At 55.7% G+C, this 21,335-nt stretch carries 19 protein-coding genes and 1 rRNA gene; 11 read left to right on the forward strand and 9 right to left on the reverse strand.

Going from position 1 to position 21,335, the window contains the following annotated elements:
• The 9 genes from VEZ38_RS12290 to dnaA all read right to left on the reverse strand — a co-directional run.
• A 16S ribosomal RNA gene (locus VEZ38_RS12290) occupies positions 1–69 on the reverse strand; the annotation flags it as partial.
• A 282-nt stretch (positions 70–351) separates the two neighbouring features.
• Positions 352–1,305: an HD-GYP domain-containing protein gene (locus tag VEZ38_RS12295; RefSeq protein ID WP_324893753.1), complete on the reverse strand. Its 954-nt coding sequence runs from the start codon at positions 1,303–1,305 to the stop codon at positions 352–354.
• A gap of 225 nt (positions 1,306–1,530) precedes the next feature.
• A complete protein-coding gene (gene gyrA / locus VEZ38_RS12300; protein ID WP_324893755.1) occupies positions 1,531–4,023 on the reverse strand; it encodes a DNA gyrase subunit A in 2,493 nt (830 codons plus the stop codon).
• Positions 4,024–4,260: 237 nt separating this feature from the next.
• Positions 4,261–6,174, reverse strand: a complete 1,914-nt coding sequence (gyrB, locus tag VEZ38_RS12305; protein WP_324893757.1) for a DNA topoisomerase (ATP-hydrolyzing) subunit B — start codon at positions 6,172–6,174, stop codon at positions 4,261–4,263.
• 81 nt (positions 6,175–6,255) lie between these two features.
• Positions 6,256–6,504 carry an extracellular matrix regulator RemB gene (gene remB, locus VEZ38_RS12310; protein WP_324893759.1) on the reverse strand — a complete coding sequence of 83 codons (249 nt, stop codon included), beginning with the start codon at positions 6,502–6,504 and terminating at the stop codon, positions 6,256–6,258.
• Between the two features lie 19 nt (positions 6,505–6,523).
• Positions 6,524–7,645, reverse strand: coding sequence for a DNA replication/repair protein RecF (recF, locus tag VEZ38_RS12315; RefSeq protein ID WP_324893761.1), 1,122 nt, complete (start codon positions 7,643–7,645; stop codon positions 6,524–6,526).
• Positions 7,642–7,851, reverse strand: a complete 210-nt coding sequence (gene yaaA / locus VEZ38_RS12320; protein WP_324893763.1) for a S4 domain-containing protein YaaA — start codon at positions 7,849–7,851, stop codon at positions 7,642–7,644. The genes recF and yaaA overlap by 4 nt, the downstream gene beginning before the upstream one ends.
• 25 nt (positions 7,852–7,876) lie before the next feature.
• The gene (gene dnaN / locus VEZ38_RS12325) at positions 7,877–9,022 is read right to left on the reverse strand and encodes a DNA polymerase III subunit beta (protein ID WP_324893765.1); all 1,146 of its coding nucleotides are present in this window, start codon (positions 9,020–9,022) and stop codon (positions 7,877–7,879) included.
• A gap of 178 nt (positions 9,023–9,200) precedes the next feature.
• A complete protein-coding gene (gene dnaA / locus VEZ38_RS12330) occupies positions 9,201–10,556 on the reverse strand; it encodes a chromosomal replication initiator protein DnaA (protein ID WP_324893767.1) in 1,356 nt (451 codons plus the stop codon).
• Positions 10,557–11,057: 501 nt separating this feature from the next.
• On the opposite strand from dnaA, the gene rpmH reads away from it, so the two are divergent.
• The 11 genes from rpmH (at position 11,058) to VEZ38_RS12385 (ending at position 21,328) form a co-directional block, all read left to right on the forward strand.
• Complete coding sequence (rpmH, locus tag VEZ38_RS12335; protein WP_138197678.1) at positions 11,058–11,192, forward strand: 50S ribosomal protein L34; 135 nt, start codon at positions 11,058–11,060, stop codon at positions 11,190–11,192.
• A 103-nt stretch (positions 11,193–11,295) separates the two neighbouring features.
• Positions 11,296–11,655, forward strand: coding sequence for a ribonuclease P protein component (gene rnpA / locus VEZ38_RS12340; protein ID WP_324893770.1), 360 nt, complete (start codon positions 11,296–11,298; stop codon positions 11,653–11,655).
• A gap of 40 nt (positions 11,656–11,695) precedes the next feature.
• A complete protein-coding gene (locus VEZ38_RS12345; protein WP_414694710.1) occupies positions 11,696–12,502 on the forward strand; it encodes a YidC/Oxa1 family membrane protein insertase in 807 nt (268 codons plus the stop codon).
• A complete protein-coding gene (jag, locus tag VEZ38_RS12350) occupies positions 12,447–13,151 on the forward strand; it encodes an RNA-binding cell elongation regulator Jag/EloR (protein ID WP_324893772.1) in 705 nt (234 codons plus the stop codon). Before VEZ38_RS12345 ends, jag begins: the two co-directional genes overlap by 56 nt.
• A gap of 70 nt (positions 13,152–13,221) precedes the next feature.
• Complete coding sequence (gene mnmE / locus VEZ38_RS12355) at positions 13,222–14,598, forward strand: tRNA uridine-5-carboxymethylaminomethyl(34) synthesis GTPase MnmE (protein WP_324893774.1); 1,377 nt, start codon at positions 13,222–13,224, stop codon at positions 14,596–14,598.
• Positions 14,599–14,630: 32 nt separating this feature from the next.
• Positions 14,631–16,529, forward strand: coding sequence for a tRNA uridine-5-carboxymethylaminomethyl(34) synthesis enzyme MnmG (gene mnmG, locus VEZ38_RS12360; RefSeq protein WP_324893776.1), 1,899 nt, complete (start codon positions 14,631–14,633; stop codon positions 16,527–16,529).
• Positions 16,530–16,553: 24 nt separating this feature from the next.
• Complete coding sequence (rsmG, locus tag VEZ38_RS12365; RefSeq protein ID WP_324893778.1) at positions 16,554–17,294, forward strand: 16S rRNA (guanine(527)-N(7))-methyltransferase RsmG; 741 nt, start codon at positions 16,554–16,556, stop codon at positions 17,292–17,294.
• A gap of 229 nt (positions 17,295–17,523) precedes the next feature.
• Positions 17,524–18,354 (forward strand): nucleoid occlusion protein, encoded by an 831-nt coding sequence (gene noc, locus VEZ38_RS12370; RefSeq protein WP_324893780.1) that lies wholly within the window; start codon positions 17,524–17,526, stop codon positions 18,352–18,354.
• A gap of 122 nt (positions 18,355–18,476) precedes the next feature.
• A complete protein-coding gene (locus VEZ38_RS12375) occupies positions 18,477–19,238 on the forward strand; it encodes an AAA family ATPase (protein ID WP_324893782.1) in 762 nt (253 codons plus the stop codon).
• The gene (locus VEZ38_RS12380) at positions 19,231–20,085 is read left to right on the forward strand and encodes a ParB/RepB/Spo0J family partition protein (protein ID WP_324893783.1); all 855 of its coding nucleotides are present in this window, start codon (positions 19,231–19,233) and stop codon (positions 20,083–20,085) included. Before VEZ38_RS12375 ends, VEZ38_RS12380 begins: the two co-directional genes overlap by 8 nt.
• Before the next feature lie 82 nt (positions 20,086–20,167).
• Entirely contained in the window at positions 20,168–21,328 is a 1,161-nt protein-coding gene (locus tag VEZ38_RS12385) for an aminotransferase class V-fold PLP-dependent enzyme (RefSeq protein WP_324893785.1), read from the forward strand.
• Positions 21,329–21,335: the final 7 nt, after the last annotated feature.

Below are 21,335 nucleotides of genomic sequence, written 5' to 3' on the forward strand. Positions count from 1 at the left end.
CCGCTCGACTTGCATGTATTAGGCACGCCGCCAGCGTTCGTCCTGAGCCAGGATCAAACTCTCCAAAAAGGGTAGTTCAACTGTGCTCATTTCAAGCTAGCTAAAAGCATATTTCGCTCATGTTCGGTTTTCAAGGAACAAGCTGTATTTCGTATTCGCCGCCTTTAAATCAGCGACTTTTATATAATACCACATCTGCCTAGCCAATGCAACATCTTTTTTCTTTCAGCGCGTTTCGCATGCTCGCTAACGACGCCGGATGAATAATATATCACGGACAAGCTCCGCGGTCAAATGCCGAATAAAGGAAGGAGGCACGGCGGAAGGTCCGCCGTGCCTCGATTCATTTTCCTAATTCGAAATCACGTCTTGGATAAACCGCTCGCGGTCGACCGCGAGGTTAATGATCGTTCCGTTCACGCTGACCATCGGGCGGGTCGGATTGTTCCGGTCCGTGAAGACGATCTCCGCGACCGCTCCGTCGTTCAGCCGAACCACCGTACCGTTATGGAACGACGTCAGCTTATTGATAAACGTCTGGACGAGCGTCGGCTCGAGACGCCCGAACGCCTCCTTCATCAGCTGCTCGAGGACAAGGTATGGGGAGGAGGCTTTCTTATATTGGCGGCTCGTCGTCATCGCATGAAACACGTCGGTCACCGCGATCAGCTTCGCGTATACGTGAATTTTATCGCCCTTCACGCCCAAGGGATAGCCGGAGCCGTCGTGCCGTTCATGGTGCTGCAGCGCGCTCAGCTTCACGCCCTCGTTCAATCCGGCGATGTTTTTCAAAATATTGTATCCGATGATCGTGTGCTTCTTCAGTTCCTCGAATTCGGAAGGGGTGAGCTTCGACGGCTTATTCAGGATAGCGTCGTCGATCCGCATCGTTCCGATATCGTGCAGGATGCCGGCGAACGCGATCGGAATCCAATCCCGCTGCTGGTAGCCCTGCCATTTCGCAAGCAAATAAGACGTCAGCCCGACCATGATCCCGTTGTGGATCAAGTAATCGTCCGGTCCGGCTCGGCGCGCCGTAAACGTCAGCGGATTGTAAAAATCGATATAGCCCAGAAGACGTTCCAATTGGGTACGCATCTCCAGCAGCGGAAGTTTGTCGCTCCCGGCGCTAATCACGCGATACGCCTTCTTAATGATTTGATACAAACCGTCGTAAGCCTGATAAAACATGGCTAAATCGTTGGATACGAAATTCGAGGCCGGGGCCTCGTCCTTCGGTTCTTGCCCGTTCTCGTCCGGCTTGGCTTCGATCGCCACATATTTAACAAGAAAGGCTTTTAGCACCTCTAGGTCTCGAGGGCTAAGAACCTTTCCTTTTTCGATCAATAGTCCGCCCAGCGAAGTTCGCACTTCTTCCACTAATCGTTCGCCGGATTTCAGCACGGAGACGGCAACCGTGACCATCGAATTCCCTCGCTTGTTCTTCGTTTCGCAATACCCCCAGGCGGGGGATGCACCCAATTATAAAGCAAAAAGGATTGGCGTGAAAGCCCAATCCCTTAATATATATTAATCTTCGGTGCCTTCTATGCCATTCTCGTCGACATTGCCGTCGACCTCTTCGTCGCCGACGTCTTCGCCGCGGTCCACCTGCGTCACTGTCGCGACCTCGTCGTCCTCCCGCGTATGGATCAACCGAACGCCTTGCGTATTTCTACCCATGCTCGAGATGCCTTCCATACTCGTACGAATGACGGTGCCCGATTCGGTGATGATCATCAGGTCTTGATTTTCCCGGACGACCTTGAGCCCGACCACCGTACCGTTCTTCGACGTAATGTTCAACGTCTTGATGCCTTTGCCGCCGCGCGATTGGATGCGGTACTCGTTCATCGGCGTCCGTTTCCCGTAGCCCTTGGACGTGACGATCAGCACATCGTCCTGCTCGTCGACGACGTCCATATCGATGACCTCGTCGCCTTCGGACAGGGTGATGCCTTTGACCCCCGTCGCGGCGCGGCCCATCGCGCGCACCTCGGATTCGGGGAATCGAATGGACATGCCTTGATTCGTCCCCATCACGATCTGACGCTCGCCGTCCGTGAGCCGAACGCCGACCAGCTCGTCGTCGTCCCGCAGTACGAGCGCGATCAAGCCGACCTTGCGAATGTTCGAAAAATCGCTGAGCGGCGTCTTCTTCACGATGCCGTGTTTCGTCGCGAAGAACAAATATTTATCCGATTCGCCCATTTCCTTGATCGGGATGACGGCGCTGACGCGTTCGCCTTGTTCGATCTGAATGAGGTTAATGACTGGCGTACCGCGGGCCGTCCGTCCGAGTTCCGGCACCTCGTACGCCTTCAGTCGGTACGCCTTGCCCTTGTTCGTGACGAACAGCAAATAATTATGCGTATTGGTGACGAACAGATGCTCGACGAAGTCGTCTTCCTTCGTCTCCATGCCGATGACGCCGCGGCCGCCGCGCTTCTGGCTTCGATAAGCCGCGACCGGAATACGCTTAATATAGCCCGTATGCGAAATCGTAATCAGCACGTCCTCCTGAGGAATCAAGTCCTCGTCGAGAATCGCTTCCTCGCCGATCGTAATTTCCGTACGCCGCTCGTCGGCGAACCGCTGCCGAATTTCGGTCAGCTCTTCGGCGATAATATTCAGCACGAGCTGATTGTCCCCGAGGATCGCTTCGTACTCGGCGATCTTCTTCACGAGCTCCGCGTATTCGTTCTCGATCTTCTCGCGCTCGAGTCCCGTGAGCCGCTGCAGACGCATATCGAGAATCGCTTGCGCCTGCTCCTCGGACAGCCCGAAACGACTCATCAAGCCTTCCCGCGCTTCCTCCGTCGTGCGGGACGCGCGAATGAGCGCGATCACCTCGTCCAGATGGTCGAGCGCGATGCGAAGACCTTCCAGAATGTGCGCCCGTGCGCGCGCCTTCTTCAGATCGTACTCCGTCCGGCGGCGAATCACTTCGACTTGATGCTCGATATAGTGGTGAAGCACGTCCCGGATATTCAAAATTTTCGGCTCGCCGTTCACGAGCGCGAGCATATTGATGCCGAAATTCAGCTGCATCGAGGTTTGCTTATACAGGTTGTTCAACACCACGTTCGGGTTGACGTCCTTGCGCAGCTCGATGACGATGCGCATGCCGTTGCGGTCGGACTCGTCGCGCAGATCCGTAATGCCTTCGATCCGCTTCTCCCGGACGAGCTCGGCGATTTTCTCGATCAGCTTCGCCTTGATGACTTGATACGGCAGCTCGCCGACGATAATGCGCGCCTTGCCGTTCACTTCCTCGATCTCGGCGCGCGCGCGCATCGTGACCGAGCCGCGTCCCGTCGAGTACGCCTGGCGGATGCCTTCGCGACCGAGAATAAAGCCGCCGGTAGGGAAGTCCGGGCCCTTAATGACGGACATCAAATCCATCGGCGACGCCTCCGGATTGCGGATCAGCATCAACGTGCCGTCGATCACCTCGCCCAGGTTGTGGGGAGGGATGTTCGTCGCCATGCCGACCGCGATGCCCGATACGCCGTTAACGAGCAAGTTCGGGAACCGCGCAGGGAGCACGGAGGGCTCGATCTCCTCGCCGTCGTAGTTCGGGTTAAAGTCGATCGTCTCTTTATTGATGTCGCGCAGCAATTCCATTGCGATCTTGGAAAGGCGCGCCTCCGTATAACGCATCGCCGCCGCCGCGTCGCCGTCGATGGAGCCGAAGTTGCCGTGGCCGTCGACCAGCATATACCGGAGCGAAAAATCTTGCGCCATCCGAACCATCGTCTCGTATACGGCGGAATCGCCGTGCGGATGATATTTACCGATGACTTCGCCGACGATGCGGGCCGACTTCTTGAACGGCTTGTCCGGCGACATGCCAAGCTCCGACATCGCGTATAAAATTCTTCTATGCACGGGCTTCAGCCCGTCTCGAACGTCAGGAAGCGCGCGGCTTACGATAATGCTCATGGCGTAATCCATAAACGACGTGCGCATCTCCGTGCCGATATCGCGTTCTTGAACCGATTGTATTCTTTCGTCCGACATGCTGATCCTCCCGACACATCTCGATTCGGTACCTAACTTATGTATTATAACATTTCATGAAAAAATTTTCATCGTTTTTGCGTCTATCCTAGTTGTTTCACAAAGAGAAGCAAGCTAAACCGGACCCTCTCGAAAATGGTTCCGCTCCCGCCGCGCGAACGGGGGAGAGGCATACCGCGAAGAAGCCGCCCCTTCGAAGGATGTCCTCCGCCGAGACGGCTTCGCATGTCGCTAAAATTATACGTCTAAGTTTTTCACGTATTTCGCGTGCTGCTGGATGAAATCGCGACGCGGCTCGACGTTGTCGCCCATCAGCGTATCGAAAATTTCGTCGGCCAGCGCCGCGTCCTGAATCGAGACTTGCAGCAGGGTGCGGCTGTCCGGATCCATCGTCGTCTCCCAAAGCTGCCCCGGATTCATCTCGCCGAGACCCTTGTAGCGCTGAACGTTCGGCTTCGCGCCTTCGCCGAATTCGGCGAAAATTTGATCGCGCTGCTTGTCGTTGTATGCATAACGGATCACTTTATTTTTCTCGATCTTATAGAGCGGCGGCTGCGCGATATAGATATAGCCGTGCTCGATAATTTGCCGCATGTACCGGTAGAAGAAGGTAAGCAGCAGCGTACGAATATGCGCGCCGTCGACGTCGGCGTCGGTCATAATGATAATCTTGTGGTAACGAGCTTTCGCGATATCGAAGTCTTCGCCGATGCCGGTGCCAAGCGCCGTAATGATCGCCCGAATTTCCGAGTTGCCGAGAATGCGGTCGAGCCGCGCCTTCTCGACGTTCAAAATTTTCCCGCGAAGAGGGAGAATCGCCTGGAAGTGGCGATCGCGGCCTTGCTTCGCGGAGCCGCCGGCGGAGTCGCCCTCGACGATGTACAGCTCGGAAATCGAAGCGTCCTTCGACGAGCAGTCCGCGAGCTTGCCGGGCAGCGAGCTGACCTCGAGCGCCGATTTGCGCCGCGTCAGCTCGCGCGCTTTGCGCGCCGCTTCGCGGGCGCGCGCCGCCTGCAGCGACTTCTCGATGACTCGCTTCGCCACGCTCGGATTTTCGTTCAAGAATTCTTGGAATTTCTCCGCGAACAACGACTCGACGATGCCGCGCACTTCGCTGTTGCCGAGCTTCGTCTTCGTCTGTCCTTCGAATTGCGGCTCCGGAATTTTCACCGAAATAATCGCCGTAATGCCTTCGCGTACGTCCTCGCCGGTCAAATTCGACTCGCTGTCCTTCATGTGCCCCGTCCGGCGCGCATACTCGTTAATCACGCGCGTCAACGCGCTCTTGAAGCCCGACTCGTGCGTGCCGCCTTCGTGCGTATTGATATTGTTCGCGAAGGAATACAGCGTCTCCGTATAGCTGTCGTTATATTGCAGCGCGATCTCGACTTGAATTTGATCCTTGCGGCCCTCGACGAAAATCGGGGTATGCAGCGGCTCGCGGTTCCGGTTCAGCCATTCGACGAACGTCGCGATGCCGCCTTCCGCCACATACGTGTTCTCCACGTCCGTCCGTTCGTCTCGAAGCACGATTTCGACGCCGGCGTTAAGGAACGCCAGCTCGCGCAAACGGGATTGCAGAATGTCGTAGTCGTATTCGGTCGTCTCCGTGAAAATTTCCGGATCCGGCAAGAACGTTACGGTCGTCCCGTGCTCGTCCGTCTCGCCGATCACCTGCAAGTCGTAAACGGGCACGCCGCGGCGGAATTCCTGGCGATGGATTTTGCCTTCCCGCTTGGACGTGACGATGACATGCTCGGATAACGCGTTCACGACGGAAATGCCGACGCCGTGGAGACCCCCGGATACTTTATACCCGGAATCTTCGCCGCCGAACTTGCCGCCCGCGTGAAGCACGGTCAGGACGACCTCGAGCGTAGAACGCTTCAGCTTCGGGTGCTCGCCCACCGGGATGCCGCGGCCGTTGTCGATGACCGTAATGGAATTGTCCTTGTGGACGATGACGACGATTTTATCGCAGACGCCCGCGAGCGCCTCGTCGATGCTGTTGTCGACGACTTCCCAGACAAGGTGGTGCAAACCTCGACCGCTCGTCGAGCCGATATACATGCCCGGCCGCTTGCGAACCGCTTCCAAGCCCTCGAGCACCTGGATTTGGTTCTCGTCGTACGTATGCTGGTTGACTGACATTGCTCATCACTCCATCAAGATTACTGCCGATCGGTAGAACGCTATATCGAAAACATAAATTCTCTTATTTTTGAAAATGAATTATAAAGCCAGAGGCTGCTGAGCCCGCTTCTTCAACGTGGTGGAGGAGATAGGGGAGTAGTATACCTTATCTACGGTCACGACGAGCGATTTCGGCTCTTCCTCTCCGATCGCTTCCGTCCGCTTGTCCTTCGACGCCTGCGCGACGAATCCCTTGGAAATCTTCGACGATGCCTCGATCGACACGTCGAATATGGCGATCAGCTCCGAAGCGCGAATAATTTTCTCGCCGCCCAGATGAATGAACATGCGCGAGCACTCCTTTCGGTTACTCCGGTCGATCGTCGACGGCGCCCTCGTTCACGCGGAACAGCCGCACGTCGTCGAGCGATTCCATCCGTATGCCCTCGACGCCGGTCGTGGTGATGAACGTCTGCACTTTCGATCGGAACGTCTCGATCAACTGCGTCTGCCGATGCCGATCCAGCTCCGACAACACATCGTCCAGGAGCAGAACGGGGTATTCCCCGGTCTCCTCCTTGATGAGCTCGATTTCGGCAAGCTTGAGCGAGAGCGCAGCGGTTCGCTGCTGCCCTTGCGAGCCGAAGCTATAAGCGTCCTTGCCGTTAATGCGGAAGGACAAATCGTCGCGATGAGGACCGACTAACGTCGCTCCCCTGCGCAGCTCCTGCTCCTTCGTCTGTGTTAACTTTATCATAAACCGGTCGAATAAGACAGTTTCTTCTTCCGCCCCGGCCATCTCGAGCGAAGGAGCGTAACCGACCTCCAGCCGCTCGCCGCCGCCGGCGATGCCGCGATGGACGGTTTCCGCCCAAGCTTGCAGCTTTGTTATAAATCCTTGCCTTCTCAGCATGATTTTAGAACCATAGGTCGCTAATTGTTCGTCCCATACCGAAAGCAGCGCCTCGTTCGCGGGCTTGTGCGCTTGGCCGCTCTTCAGGAAGTTGTTTCGCTGTACCAGCACTTTATGGTATTGACTGAGCGAATGAAGATAGGAGGGATGAACCTGTGCGATCTCCATATCTAGAAATCTTCTTCTGACGCCGGGCGAGCCTTTCACGATTTCCAAATCTTCGGGCGCGAAGAGGACGACGTTCAGCGTGCCGATATATTCGCTCAGCTTTCGCTGCTCGAGGCCGTTGATTCTCGCCTTCTTCCCTTGGTTCGTCACGTCGAGCTGCAATCGGCAATCGCCGTATTTTCGCTCCGCGGACGCCGCCAGCGTCGCTCGATCCTCCCCCCACCGAATCAACTCTTTATCCTTCGAGGTCCGGTGGGATTTCGTTAACGCAAGCATATAAATCGCTTCGAGCAAATTCGTCTTCCCTTGGGCGTTCTGGCCGATAAAGACGTTCACGCGATGATCGGTCGACAGATCCACCTCGGGATAGTTGCGGTAGTTGCGAAGCGAGAGGGAGGTCACCTTCATACGATCTCGAATTCCCCGTGTCCCTGGACGCGGATGCGATCGCCGCGATACAGCTTTCTCCCTCTCCGGTTGTCGGGTTCCCCGTTCACGTGGATCGTCGCCTCGGCGAGGAACGCCTTCGCTTGGCCGCCGGAATCGATGCAGTCCGTCAGCTTCAGCATCTGACCGAGCGTAATGTATTCCGTGCCGATTCGTACTGGTTTCATAAGAGGGCGGTTCGCCTCCGTTCGGTCAATTGGTCGTCCGATACGGCAAGATCAAGTGCAGCACGCCTTGCTCGTTGGCCGGACGTAAAATCATCGGGCTCATGGCGCCGGTAAAGCCGATCCACATCGACTCGTCGTCGGTCACCTTCAGCACGTCGAGAATGTATTTCGAATTAAACGAAATTTTGAGCGGTTCGCCCGTCAACCGTTCCACCGGCAGCTGCTCCGTCACGCGCCCGAGCTCCGAAGAGCTTGAGGAAATTTCCACGGATTTCTCGTCGTCGGCGGTCGTCAGCCGGACGATGTTCGTCTTCTCCTCGCGAGACAGCAAATAAGCGCGGTCGATCGCGTCCGCGAGCGGCTTCGCGGCAAAGACCGCTTCGGTTTTGTACGTTTGGGGAATGATCTTCGACGTATCCGGATACGTGCCGTCCAAGATGCGCGAGAAGAACAGTACGTTCCCGGTGCGGAACAACACTTGGTTGTCGGCGACGACGATGTCGATAAGCGTGTTTTGCTCGGGCAATATTTTGTTCAATTCGTTCAAGTTTTTTCCGGAAATGACGATATTATGAAATTTCAAATCCGGCGGGCAGTCGATCGGACGCTCGATGCTTGCGAGACGGTGACGATCCGTCGCGACGAACTTGAGCGTGCCGCGCTCGAGCGACCAGAGCACGCCCGTCAATACCGGCGTCGCTTCGTTGGCCGAGACGGCGAAGGACACTTGCCGGATCATCGAACGAAGCACTTCGCTCGGCATCGACAGCGTTTGGTTCTCCGCAAGCCTCGGGAGGAGCGGATATTCCTCCGGATCGAGTCCCGCTAGCTGAATTTCCGTCGATCCGGATTGAATGCCGATCTTAAAATTATCGACGACCTCCATATGGACCTCGTTCGAGGGAAGCTTGCGCACGATGTCGACGAAAAATTTCGCGGGCACGACGACGCTGCCCGTCCGTTCGACGGAAATAATCGTCTGTCCGTCGAGTTCCGAAGGGACGAACGCCTGGATCGAAATATCGGTATCGCTCGCCGTCAGCGTCAGGCCGGCCGCGTTCGCTTCAAGCTTGATGCCGGTAAGAATCGGTATCGTCGTGCGGCTTGAGATCGCCTTGCTGACGTGTTGAATGGATTCGTTCAATTGAGACTTCTGTATCGTGAATTTCACGGGCTTCACTCTCCAAAAAAAAGTTCCATAGTAGTTATCATATCTTTTTTTAAATCGTAGTCATAGTAGTAGGGGCCAAGAATATGTGGATAAGCGTTGAAAAACGGAAATTGAAGCCTATCCACTTGTGCATAAAGTGTGTATAGGCTTCAATCATATCGACGAGTTATTCAGAACGTTAAGACGGGTTTTTAATTTTCTCCCGAATCGACTGTAGAATTTTAAATAATTCCTGGTCCTGCTGCAGCATGCCGGATATTTTCTCGTGCGCGTGAATGACCGTCGTATGGTCCCGGCCGCCGAACGCTTCGCCGATCTTCGGCAGCGAATGATCGGTCAGCTCGCGCGATAAATACATCGCGATCTGCCTCGGGAAAGCGACGTTCTTCGTCCGTTTCCTCGCTTTGAAATCCTCCTGCTTCATGCCGTAATATTCGCCGACGCGCTGCTGGATATCTTGAATCGTCACGACGCGGTTGCGCGAATTGGGAATAATGTCCTTCAGCGCTTCCGCCGCCAGATGAACGCTTATGTCCTGATTAATAAGGGAAGAGTACGCGACGACGCGAATGAGCGCGCCTTCGAGCTCTCGAATATTCGTATCGATCTGATTGGCGATGTACATCATCGCTTCGTTCGGAATGTCGAGGTTTTCCGCCTTCGCCTTCTTCCGAAGGATCGCGATGCGCGTCTCCAGATCCGGCGGCTGGATGTCGGTAATGAGTCCCCATTCGAATCGGGAACGAAGCCGCTCCTCGAGCGTCGGGATTTCCTTGGGCGGCCGGTCGCTCGAAATCACGATTTGCTTTCGTTCCTCATGCAAGGCATTGAACGTATGAAAAAATTCTTCCTGCGTCTGTTCTTTCCCGGCCAAAAACTGAATATCGTCTATGAGAAGAATGTCGATATTTCGGTATTTGTTCCGAAAGCTCTCGCCGCGGTTGTCGCGGATGGCGTTGATGAACTCGTTCGTAAATTTCTCGGACGAGATGTAAAGCACTCTTGCGCTTGGGTTATGCTCCGCGATGTAATGCCCGATGGCGTGCATCAGGTGGGTTTTCCCCAACCCGACGCCTCCATATAGAAACAACGGGTTATAAGCTTTCGCCGGCGCTTCGGCGACGGCGAGCGACGCGGCGTGCGCGAATCGGTTGTTCGCGCCGATGACGAACGTCTCGAACGTATATTTCGCGTTCAGCATCGAGCCGCCGACGGACACCGGTTCGGCCGGCGCCGGGGGCCGCTTCGGCGGCGGCGGCGGCGGAGCGCTCGCGGCGTCCTGCTCTTCCTCCGTCACGATGCGAACCTCGATTTCTCGTCCGGTGCATTCGAGGAACGCTGTCGCGATTAATTTCAAATAGCGGCCTTCCAGCCATTCGCGGGCGAAATTGTTCGGCGCGCAGATCGTTAATACGGAATCCGTGATCGACGAGGCTTTCGTCGATTTCAACCAAGTGTCGAAGCTGGGACGGCTCACTCTCGATTGTAACAATTGAAGCACGTTCTGCCAGATCTGGGCGGGATGGTTGTCCACAATCGATTCACTCCTTAAAGCGACGCATGATGACGAAAAAATCGACGGCGGGCCGTCGAATTATGTAGAAAGCATCGTAAAGATGTCGATGGTTTTCAACATGTTCTCAAAAAATAAGTTTAGGGTTGTTAACGTTCCGGAAAAATGTTCACAATGTTATCCACAACTTGTTGATAAGTAAGAGGATAAATCGAATTATTCACAACGAAAACAATATCAATATAGCAAAAACGAGCCCCCGTTTCAATGCGTTTCGGGTTGTTATCCACATTTTCACTATTTTCATTCAAGATTTGTTTACAATCCTGCTTATTGTGCGTATGTTGTTCACATTTCGACAAAATCGGACGTTCGTCGGTTTCGGTTATTCACAGCCGCATTTTTCGGCGAATGGGGTCGAAACGGCGCTTCGCGGTTCGTTCTTGACTTTGGGCGGCCGGGGTGGTTAAATAGAAAAAGCGCTTTGTTTTTGGAAGGAAAGGATCAAGGAGGTGTTCACCGATGGGACCGACATTTAAGCCGAACGTTAGCAAGCGGAAGAAAGTACACGGTTTCCGGAAGCGGATGGCGACGAAGAACGGACGTAAAGTGCTTGCAGCCCGCCGTCTGAAGGGCCGCAAAGTCATCAGCGCATAAGATTCGCCGGGAACGGACCACTTCGATAGTGGTCCTTTTTGTTTATACCGGCCCGAAACGGTCAACGCTTGGTAGTAATGAAGAGTCAGGAGCAGGGTCGATCGTGCAAAAGAGGCTGAGACTTCGAAAGAAGGAAGATTTCGCGAAGGTGTTCAAGCACGGGAAGGCCGCGGCGAACCACCAGTTCGTCGTGTACGTGCGCCATTCGCAAGCGGCGGAAGCGTTCCGCTTCGGGGTATCCGTCAGCAAGAAGGTGGGCAACGCCGTCGTGCGGAACCGGATGCGCCGCCGGGTGAAGGAAATCGTCCGGCGCATGGAGCCGCTGGTGAAGCCCCGCGTCGATATCGTCTGCATCGTGCGCAAGCCCGCTCTGGAGCTGGATCATGCGGCGTTGAAGAAAAGCATTCATCATGTGTTTAAGCGGGCCGAGCTGCTTCGCGCGGCGTCCCGCAAACAACCATGATTTTCTTTGGAATGGTTTGTGTGATATAGTTTAGGTTGATATGAGCTTGGGAGGGTTTTCGTTGTCATTACAACGTCATTGGAAATGGGCCTTATTGGCGCCGCTCTTACTGCTTGCCGGTTGCAGCACGTCGACCGAGTTAAACATCAATCGGGAAGGTTTCTGGGGCGGAACGTTCGTCGGACCGTTATCCGATGCGCTGGATTGGCTGGCCGCCGCGATGTTCAACGAATACGGGCTCGCGATTCTCGTCATTACGATCATCGTGCGCTTGATTATCCTGCCGCTTACGTTAAAGCAGTACAAGTCGTCGAAGCAAATGCAAGCGATTCAACCGCAGCTGAAGGAGCTTCGCGAGAAATACGCGACGGATCCGAAGAAGCAGCAGGAAGAGACGATGAAGCTGTTTCAGCAGCACGGCGTCAACCCGCTGAGCGGTTGCTTCCCGTTGTTGATTCAGATGCCGGTCTTGATCGCGCTGTATCAATCGATTCTAGGCAATCCGCATATTCGGGATCACACCTTCTTATGGATGCAGTTGGGCGACCCGGATCCCTATTATATTCTTGCGATCCTTGCCGCGATCACGACGTATCTACAGCAGAAGATGATGCAGGCGCAGATGCCGCAAAACATGCAGATGCTGCTGATCATTTTCCCGATTCTGATTTTGGTTATGTCGTTGAACTTTCCCTCGGCGTTGGTTCTGTATTGGGTATACAGCAACTTGTTCACCATCGTACAGTCGTACTTCATTTATAAACCTTCCCTAAGAGGCGAGGCGGTTGCGAATGTTGTCGAAAAGACGGGTGTTCAACGGAAAAACGGTAAGCGACGCCGTAAATAAAGGATTGGCCGAGCTGGGCGTCTCGGAAAAGGATGTAAAGATTACGGTTTTGGAGCAACCTACGAAGGCACTGCTCGGGTTGTTCGGCGGGAAGGAAGCGAAGGTGGAGCTCGAATGGCACGAGCCCTCCCCGCAGCCATCCGCTTCGGCGCCGGCCGAAGCGGAACCCGCCTCGCAATCGGCGGCGGCGATGTCGGGCGACATCGTCGAGGACGCGCGCGCGTATTTGTCGGAGATCGTTGCGCGGATGGGCGTACAGGCGACGATCGAACGCGTTGCCGACGACGACGGGAACGTCTTGTTCCAGATGAGAGGCAAAGACCTAGGCGTATTAATCGGCCGGCGGGGACAGACGCTCGACGCGTTGCAGACGCTAATCAACGTATTCGCGAATCGGTCGTCCGGCGAGCATGTCCGCATCGTGCTCGACGCGGAACGGTTCCGCGAACGGCGGAAGAAGACGCTCGAGGATTTGTCGCTTCGGTTAGCGAACCAGGTGGTGCGGACGAAGAAGGACGTTGTGCTGGAGCCGATGTCCTCGCTCGAGCGGCGCATCATCCACTTCCAGCTCCAAAATCATCCGAAAGTAAAGACGTTCAGCAAAGGCGAAGAGCCGAACCGAAGAATCGTCATTACGTTGAAATCATAGCGAAGGCCATTATTCCGGCAATGACTTGGATTCTAAGTCATTGCCTTTTGTTTAAGGCAGGTGGTAACTCATGATCGAAGATACGATCGCGGCCATCGCGACGCCGCTCGGCGAAGGGGGCATCGCGGTGATTCGCGTCAGCGGTCCGGAGGCGATCCGCGTCGCGGCGTCGGCGTTCCGTTCGAAGACGAAGCTGACGGATGCGGGAACGCATACCGTACAATACGGGCATGTAATCGATCCGGCGAACGGGGAGAAGATCGAAGAGGCGCTGGCCACCGTGATGCGCGCTCCGCGTTCGTACACGGCGGAAGACGTCGTCGAAATAAGCTGCCATGGCGGTATCGTGTCCGTGAAGAAGGTGCTGGACGTGCTGCTCGACGCCGGCGCGCGCCTTGCGGAGCCCGGCGAGTTTACGAAGCGGGCGTTCCTGAACGGGCGCATCGACTTGACGCAGGCGGAGGCGGTGATCGACCTCATCCGCTCGAAGTCGGATCGGGCGTTTTCGATCGCGTTGAAGCAGGCCGACGGCGTATTGTCCCGCAAGGTGAAGACGCTTCGGCATACGCTCGTCGAGACGATGGCGCATATCGAGGTGAATATCGATTATCCGGAGCACGACGTCGAGGAGCTGACGAACGCGTTCATCCGCGACAAGTGTGCAGGGGTATTAGCCGAAATCGAAGAGCTGCTGCGGACGGCGGAGCAAGGAAAGCTGCTGCGGGAGGGGATCGAGACGGCGATCGTCGGCAAGCCGAACGTCGGCAAATCTTCGCTGTTGAATTCGCTGGCGCAGGACGATCGGGCGATCGTCACAGATATCCCCGGCACGACGCGCGACGTCATCGAGGAATACGTAACGGTGGGCGGCATCCCGCTGAAGCTGCTCGATACGGCCGGCATCCGCGAGACGTCGGACGTGGTAGAGCGTATCGGCGTGGAACGCTCGAAGGGCGCGATCGCCTCGGCGGATTTGATCTTGTTCGTCGTGAACGGGAACGAGCCGTTGTCGGGCGAAGAGATTTCGCTTCTGGACGAATTGGCCGATCGGCAAACGATCGTCATCGTAAATAAATCGGATTTGGCGACGAAGATCGAGATGGAAGCTTTGTACGAACGACTGCCGGCGGAGCGGATCGTGCGGCTGTCGGCGCGGGAAGGCGAAGGGCTGGAACGGTTGGAAAAGGCGATCGGCGCGCTGTTTTTCAGCGGCGCGGTCGAATCGAGCGACCTGACATACGTTAGCAACGTACGCCATATTCACTTGTTAAAGAAGGCGAAAGGATCGTTGCTGGAAGCGATCGACGGCGTCGCCGCGCAGATGCCGATCGACATGGTGCAAATCGACGTGCGCAACGCCTGGGAGCATCTCGGGGAAATGATCGGGGACGCGGTCAGCGATTCGCTGATCGATCAAATTTTCTCGCAATTTTGTTTGGGGAAATAAAACGGAATCGATACGAAGGAGGGTTTACGAAGATGACAACCGGTTATGCGGCGGGAGAGTTCGACGTGATCGTGATCGGCGCGGGCCATGCGGGCTGCGAGGCGGCGCTCGCCGCCGCGCGCATGGGGTGCGAGACGCTGCTGCTTACGATTAATCTCGATATGGTCGCGTTCATGCCTTGCAATCCGTCGATCGGCGGTCCGGCGAAGGGACACGTCGTTCGAGAGATTGATGCGCTCGGCGGAGAGATGGGCCGCAACATCGATAAGACGTACATTCAAATGAGAATGCTGAATACGGGCAAAGGTCCCGCGGTGCATGCGCTGCGCGCGCAGGCGGACAAGTTTTTGTATCAGCACACGATGAAAGAGACGATCGAGAAGACGCCTAAGCTGACGCTGCGCCAAGGCATGGCGGAGCGGCTGATCGTTGAGGACGGCGTATGCCGCGGCTGCGTGACGAAGACGGGGGCGGAATATCGGGCGAAGGCGGTCGTCTTAACGACGGGCACGTATTTGCGCGGCAAAGTGATTATCGGCGAACTGATGTACGAGAGCGGACCGAACAATCAGCAGCCGTCCGTCGAGCTTTCGAAGCATCTGAAGGAGCTCGGCTTCGACCTCGTTCGATTCAAAACCGGTACCCCGCCTCGCGTACACAAGGATTCGATCGATTTCGGGAAGATGGAAATCCAACCGGGGGACGAATCGCCGAAGACGTTCTCTTACGACGATGTGAAGCAACCGACCGATCCGCAGCTGCCGTGCTGGTTGACATACACGTCCGGGGAGACGCACGAAATTATCAATTCGAACCTGCATCGCGCGCCGATGTTTTCGGGAGCGATCGAAGGAACGGGACCGCGGTACTGTCCGTCGATCGAGGACAAAATCGTTCGCTTCGCGGATAAACCGAAACATCAGCTGTTCCTCGAGCCCGAGGGTCGGAATACGTCCGAATATTACGTCCAGGGCCTCTCCACAAGTATGCCGGAGGACGTCCAGCTTCGCATCCTTCGATCGATCCCAGGCCTCGAGCGGGTCGAGATGATGCGAACGGGCTACGCGATCGAATATGACGCTATGGTGCCGACGCAGCTCTGGCCGACGCTCGAGACGAAGCGCGTGCCGGGCTTATTTACGGCGGGTCAAATCAACGGCACGTCGGGATACGAGGAAGCGGCGGGCCAAGGAATTATGGCCGGCATTAACGCCGCCCGCAAGGTGCTCGGCAAGGAGCCCGTCGTGCTGGATCGTTCCCAAGCGTATATCGGCGTATTAATCGACGACTTGGTTACGAAGGGGACGAGCGAGCCGTATCGGCTGCTCACTTCGCGTGCGGAGTATCGGTTGCTGCTTCGCCACGATAACGCCGACCTGCGCCTGACCGACATCGGCTACGAGATCGGCCTGATTCCGCAAGAACGGTACGACCGTTATCTGGCGAAGAAGGCGCTCGTCGAGCAGGAGATCGAGCGGCTGCATAAGACGAAGCTTCGTCCGGAACCGCACATCCAGGAAATATTGGCGAGCGCGGGCTCGGTGCTGCTGAACAATTCGGTGGACGCGGCCTCCGTGCTAAGGCGGCCCGAGATTTCTTACGGGCATATCGAGCGCATGACCCCGTCTCCGTTCGAGCTGGACGCCGACATGAAGGAACAGGTCGAGATTCAGTTGAAATATGTCGGTTATATCGAAAAGCAGCTGGCGCAGGTCGAACGGTTAAAGAAGATGGAGAAGAAGAAAATTCCCGAGGATATCGATTACGCCGCGGTCCACGGTCTTGCGACGGAGGCGAAGCAGAAGCTCGCTTCGATTCGTCCGATTTCGATCGGCCAAGCTTCGCGCATCGCCGGCGTGACGCCGGCGGACTTATCGATCCTCCTCGTTTACCTCGAGCAATACAATAAAGTAACCGCAGCGCGGGATTAACCGCGCGTGGGGAAGAGGGATCCGATGTCTGAGCCTAGCGATTCGTTTCGCCGTCTGCTCGCCGAGCGGTCGGTCACGGTGACGGACAGGCAGCTGGAGCAATTCGAGCTGTATTACCGCGAGCTGGTCGACTGGAACGAACGAATGAACTTGACGGCGATTACCGAGAAGGAACAAGTTTTTTTAAAACACTTCTACGATTCGTTGACGTTATCGTTCTATTACCCGTTGGACAAGGTAAACATGCTGGCCGATATCGGCTCCGGCGCCGGGTTTCCGAGCATCCCGTTGAAAATTATGTTCCCGCATCTTCGGGTGACGATCGTCGACTCGCTGCAGAAACGAATCGGTTTCTTGCAATCGCTGGCGGAAACGTTGGGCTTGCAGGACGTCGAATGCGTTCACGCCCGCGCGGAGGATGCGGCTCGCCTTCCGGCGCATCGGGATCGGTACGATCTCGTTACCGCCAGAGCGGTGGCCCGGATGAACGTATTGGCCGAATTTTGTCTTCCGTTCGCCCGGACCGGGGGAGCGTTCGTCGCGATGAAAGGCTCCGATCCGGCCGAGGAGCTGCGGGAGGCGGGATTCGCCTTAAAAGCGTTAGGCGGCGAATTCGTATCGGATCACGCCTTCGAGCTGCCGCACGACGGTTCCGGAAGGCATATCGTGATCGTTCGTAAGACGAAGCCGACGCCGGGGAAATATCCGAGGAAAGCTGGCGTTCCGTTAAAATTGCCGCTAACCGGCAGCATGTCGACGAAATAATTGTTTCACGTGGAACATTGGAAGGAACAAATCCATTTTCTTCGTCGTCGTCGGAAGGAAATTCGATGCGCGCATCGAATAAAGATAAATACGGCAACTCGATCGCAGACTTGTCTCCGTCCATTCCGGCGGAGGCTTGTTTTGCCTATATGCCGCATTTCGTACCGTGATCGCTGAATCGTTCTTCCGCCGGGTTTACGATCATTATTGAAAGTATGGTGCAACGAATATGAAGGAACAATTGAATCGGTTTTTCGGATTGGGCTCGGAGAAGTCGTCGACGAACGAGGAAGTAAAACTCATCCCCGTCGATTCGATCGTGCCAAGCCCGTACCAGCCCAGATCGGTATTCGACGATGAACGCATCGAAGAGCTGTGCCAGACGATCCGTACCCATGGCGTCATTCAGCCGGTCGTCGTGCGCGTCCGCGAAGGAAGGCACGAGCTCATTGCCGGGGAACGTCGATGGAGAGCCGTAACGAAGCTTGGATGGGATACGATTCCTGCGATTGTTCGGGAATTCAACGATTCACAAGCCGCTTCCATCTCGTTGATCGAAAACCTGCAGCGCGAAGGCTTGACCTCGATCGAAGAAGCGACTGCGTATCAGAAGCTGATCGAGCTGCACCACCTGACGCAGGAAAGCTTGGCGCAACGTTTAGGGAAGAGCCAATCCACGATCGCGAATAAGATCCGGCTGCTCCAGCTTTGCGAGCCGGTGAAGCAAGCGCTTTTGGAACGGAAAATAACGGAACGGCATGCGCGGGCGATGCTGGCGCTGCCGACGGACGAGCTGCAAATCAAAATACTGGAGGACATTATCTCCAAAGAATTGAACGTGAAGCAAACCGAGACGAGAATACAATTCATTCTCGAATCGATTCGCGAAAGCGTGGAAAAGAAGCCGAAACGCATCTCGTTCTCGAAAGACGTGCGGCTGGCCGTGAATACGATTCGTCAATCCGTCGATATGGTCATGGGGACGGGGATGAATATCGTGAAGGACGAGCAGGACTACGAGGATCGTTACGAAATCATTATTCGAATTCCAAAGCGGTAAGCCTACCCGATAACGAACACAACGGTCGACAGCGGCGCAAGCCGCTTTTTCTTTCGTTTTCATACCGAAGTTGTCTTAGAAGTGGCCTTATATATGTCGAATTTTGTTTGAGGTGAACACGGTTGTCCAAAATAATAGCAATTACGAACCAAAAGGGCGGCGTAGGAAAAACGACGACGTCGGTGAATTTAGGCGCTTCCTTGGCTTCCTTGGGGAAACGCGTCTTGCTTGTCGATATCGACCCCCAGGGAAATTCAACGAGCGGCATCGGCATCAATAAAGCGGACGTGACGTATTGTATCTATGACGTCATTATTAACGATATCCATCCGAAGGATGCGATCGTCGACACGAACATTCCGAATTTGAAAATGATCCCGGCGACGATTCAATTGGCGGGCGCCGAAATCGAACTGGTGCCTACGATTTCGAGAGAGGTAAGATTGAAGAAGTCGCTGCAGCTCGTACGGCATATGTTCGATTATATTCTTATCGATTGTCCGCCGTCGCTCGGCATTTTGACCGTCAACTCGTTAACGGCTTCGGATTCGGTCATTATTCCGATTCAATGCGAATACTATGCGCTGGAAGGATTAAGCCAGCTCTTAAATACGATTCGTCTCGTCCAGAAGCATCTCAACACCTCGCTTCAAATTGAAGGCGTACTGCTCACGATGTTCGATGCGCGCACGAACCTCGGGATTCAGGTCATCGAAGAAGTGAAGAAATATTTCCAACACAAAGTGTATCAGACGATCATCCCGCGCAACGTTCGTCTAAGCGAAGCTCCCAGCCACGGGCAATCGATCATTACGTACGACCCGCGCTCGAAGGGCGCGGAAGTATACATGGAGCTTGCAAAGGAAGTGGTCTCGATTGAATAAACGACTGGGTCGAGGGCTGGATGCGTTAATCCCCGCTTTGCATATCAAGGACGACGACAAAATAATGGAGATCACGCTCTCTCAATTGAGGGCGAACCCTTATCAGCCGCGAAAGCATTTCGACGAAGCAGGCATCGATGATTTGGCCGCATCGATTAAAGAGCACGGCGTGATCCAGCCGATCATCGTTCGCGCGGTGTTGAAGGGATACGAAATTATTGCCGGGGAACGCCGCTGGAGAGCGTCTCAGAAGGCAGGTTTGGCGACGATTCCGGCGGTCGTTCGCACGTTCACCGACCGGCAAGTAATGGAGATCGCGTTAATCGAGAATTTACAGCGGGAGGACCTCAACGCCATGGAGGTCGCGATCGCTTATCAAAATTTAATCGATACCTTCTCCTTAACGCAGGAAGAACTGTCCGCGAAGGTCGGAAAGTCCAGGTCCCATATCGCCAATTTCCTTCGATTGCTGCAGCTGCCCGCGAAGGTGAAGGAATATGTTTCACGTGGAACATTATCGATGGGACATGCGCGAGCGATCGCAGGGATGAAGGACGAGAAGGCGATCGTCGAATTGACGGAGCGCACGATCGCCGAGCAATGGAGCGTACGCGAGCTGGAAGAGGCGATTCGGAAGCTGGAGGATCAACAAAAGAAACAGCCGAAGCCGAAAAAGGTAAAGCGCGATCCTTATATTCATGCGTTGGAAGAGGATTTGAGGGAACACTTAAAGACGACGGTGAAAATCAAATCCGGAAAAGATAAAGGAAAGATCGAAATCCTGTACTATTCGCAAGACGATCTGCAACGATTGCTTGACATCATGCAGGGGAAATTTACGGGATAACGCTATGAAAACGCACAGCATGCTTTCGGGTCGAAACATCGATTCGAAGGCGTGCTGATTTCTTGTTTGGAGGCGGCAGTCGATGGATGTATATTATTTCGATAACGCGGCTTCCTCTTGGCCGAAGCCGCCGGACGTGGCGGAAGCGGTCGGAAGGGCCGTGGCGGACAACGGGGCGAATCCGGGGCGGGGCGGGCACCGGATGGCGGTCGACGCCGGCAGGTCGATGTTCCGTACGCGGGCGAAGCTGGCGAAGCTGTTCGGCGTTCGGAATCCTAACGATATCGCTTTCGCGTTGAATACGACGGCGGCCTTGAACACGGCGATTCTCGGTTACGTAAGAGAGGGAGATCACGTCGTATGTACGGCAGTGGAGCACAACTCCGTGCGTCGGCCGCTGGAGTGGTTGAAGGCGACGAAGTCGGTTCGCGTCACTTACGTGGAAACCGACGAAGACGGCACGCTCGATCCGATGCGAGTGAAAGAGAGCGTCGAAGCGGGCACGCGGTTGATTGTCGTCAATCACAGCTCGAATTTGCTGGGCAGCATCGTTCCCTTGCAAGAGATCGGCGAGATCGCGAAGACGCGGGGGGCGGCGCTGCTCGTCGATGCGGCGCAGTCGGCGGGGGTCCTGCCGATCGACGTATCGGCGATGGGCATCGATATGCTGGCGTTCCCCGGGCATAAAGCGCTGTATGGGCCGCAAGGTACCGGCGGGCTTTATATATCGCCGCATGTGGAGGTCGAGCCGATCGTATTCGGGGGAACGGGGAGTCAGTCGGAGGCGGTGCTCCAGCCGACGGTGCGGCCGGACCGTTACGAATCGGGGACCCAAAACGCGCCGGGAATCGCCGGGCTCGGGGCGGGGCTCGACTTCGTCCTGCATGAGACGCCCGCAAACATCCATACTAAGGAATGGGCGCTTACCCAACGGATGATGGAGGGGCTGCTTCAACTGGACGGCGTACGCATACTCGGTCCCGCGCCGGGGCGAGCGAGAACGGGCATCGTGTCGTTCACGGCGAAAGGTATCGACAGCGCCGAATTGGCCTTCGTGCTCGATCAACATTTCCGAATCGCCGTGCGCGCGGGCTTTCATTGCACGCCGCTCGCGCATCGCACGGCCGGGACGGAACAATCCGGGGCGGTGCGCGCGAGCGTCGGCGCGTTCACGACCGACGAGCAGGTCGATTATTTCTTGGAGTCGATGCAGCAGGTGGTTCGATCGTACCGGAAAGAGTAAGAAGCAA

Origin of the sequence: Paenibacillus sp. (assembly GCF_035645235.1) — a bacterium.
GTDB lineage: Bacteria > Bacillota > Bacilli > Paenibacillales > YIM-B00363 > Paenibacillus_AE.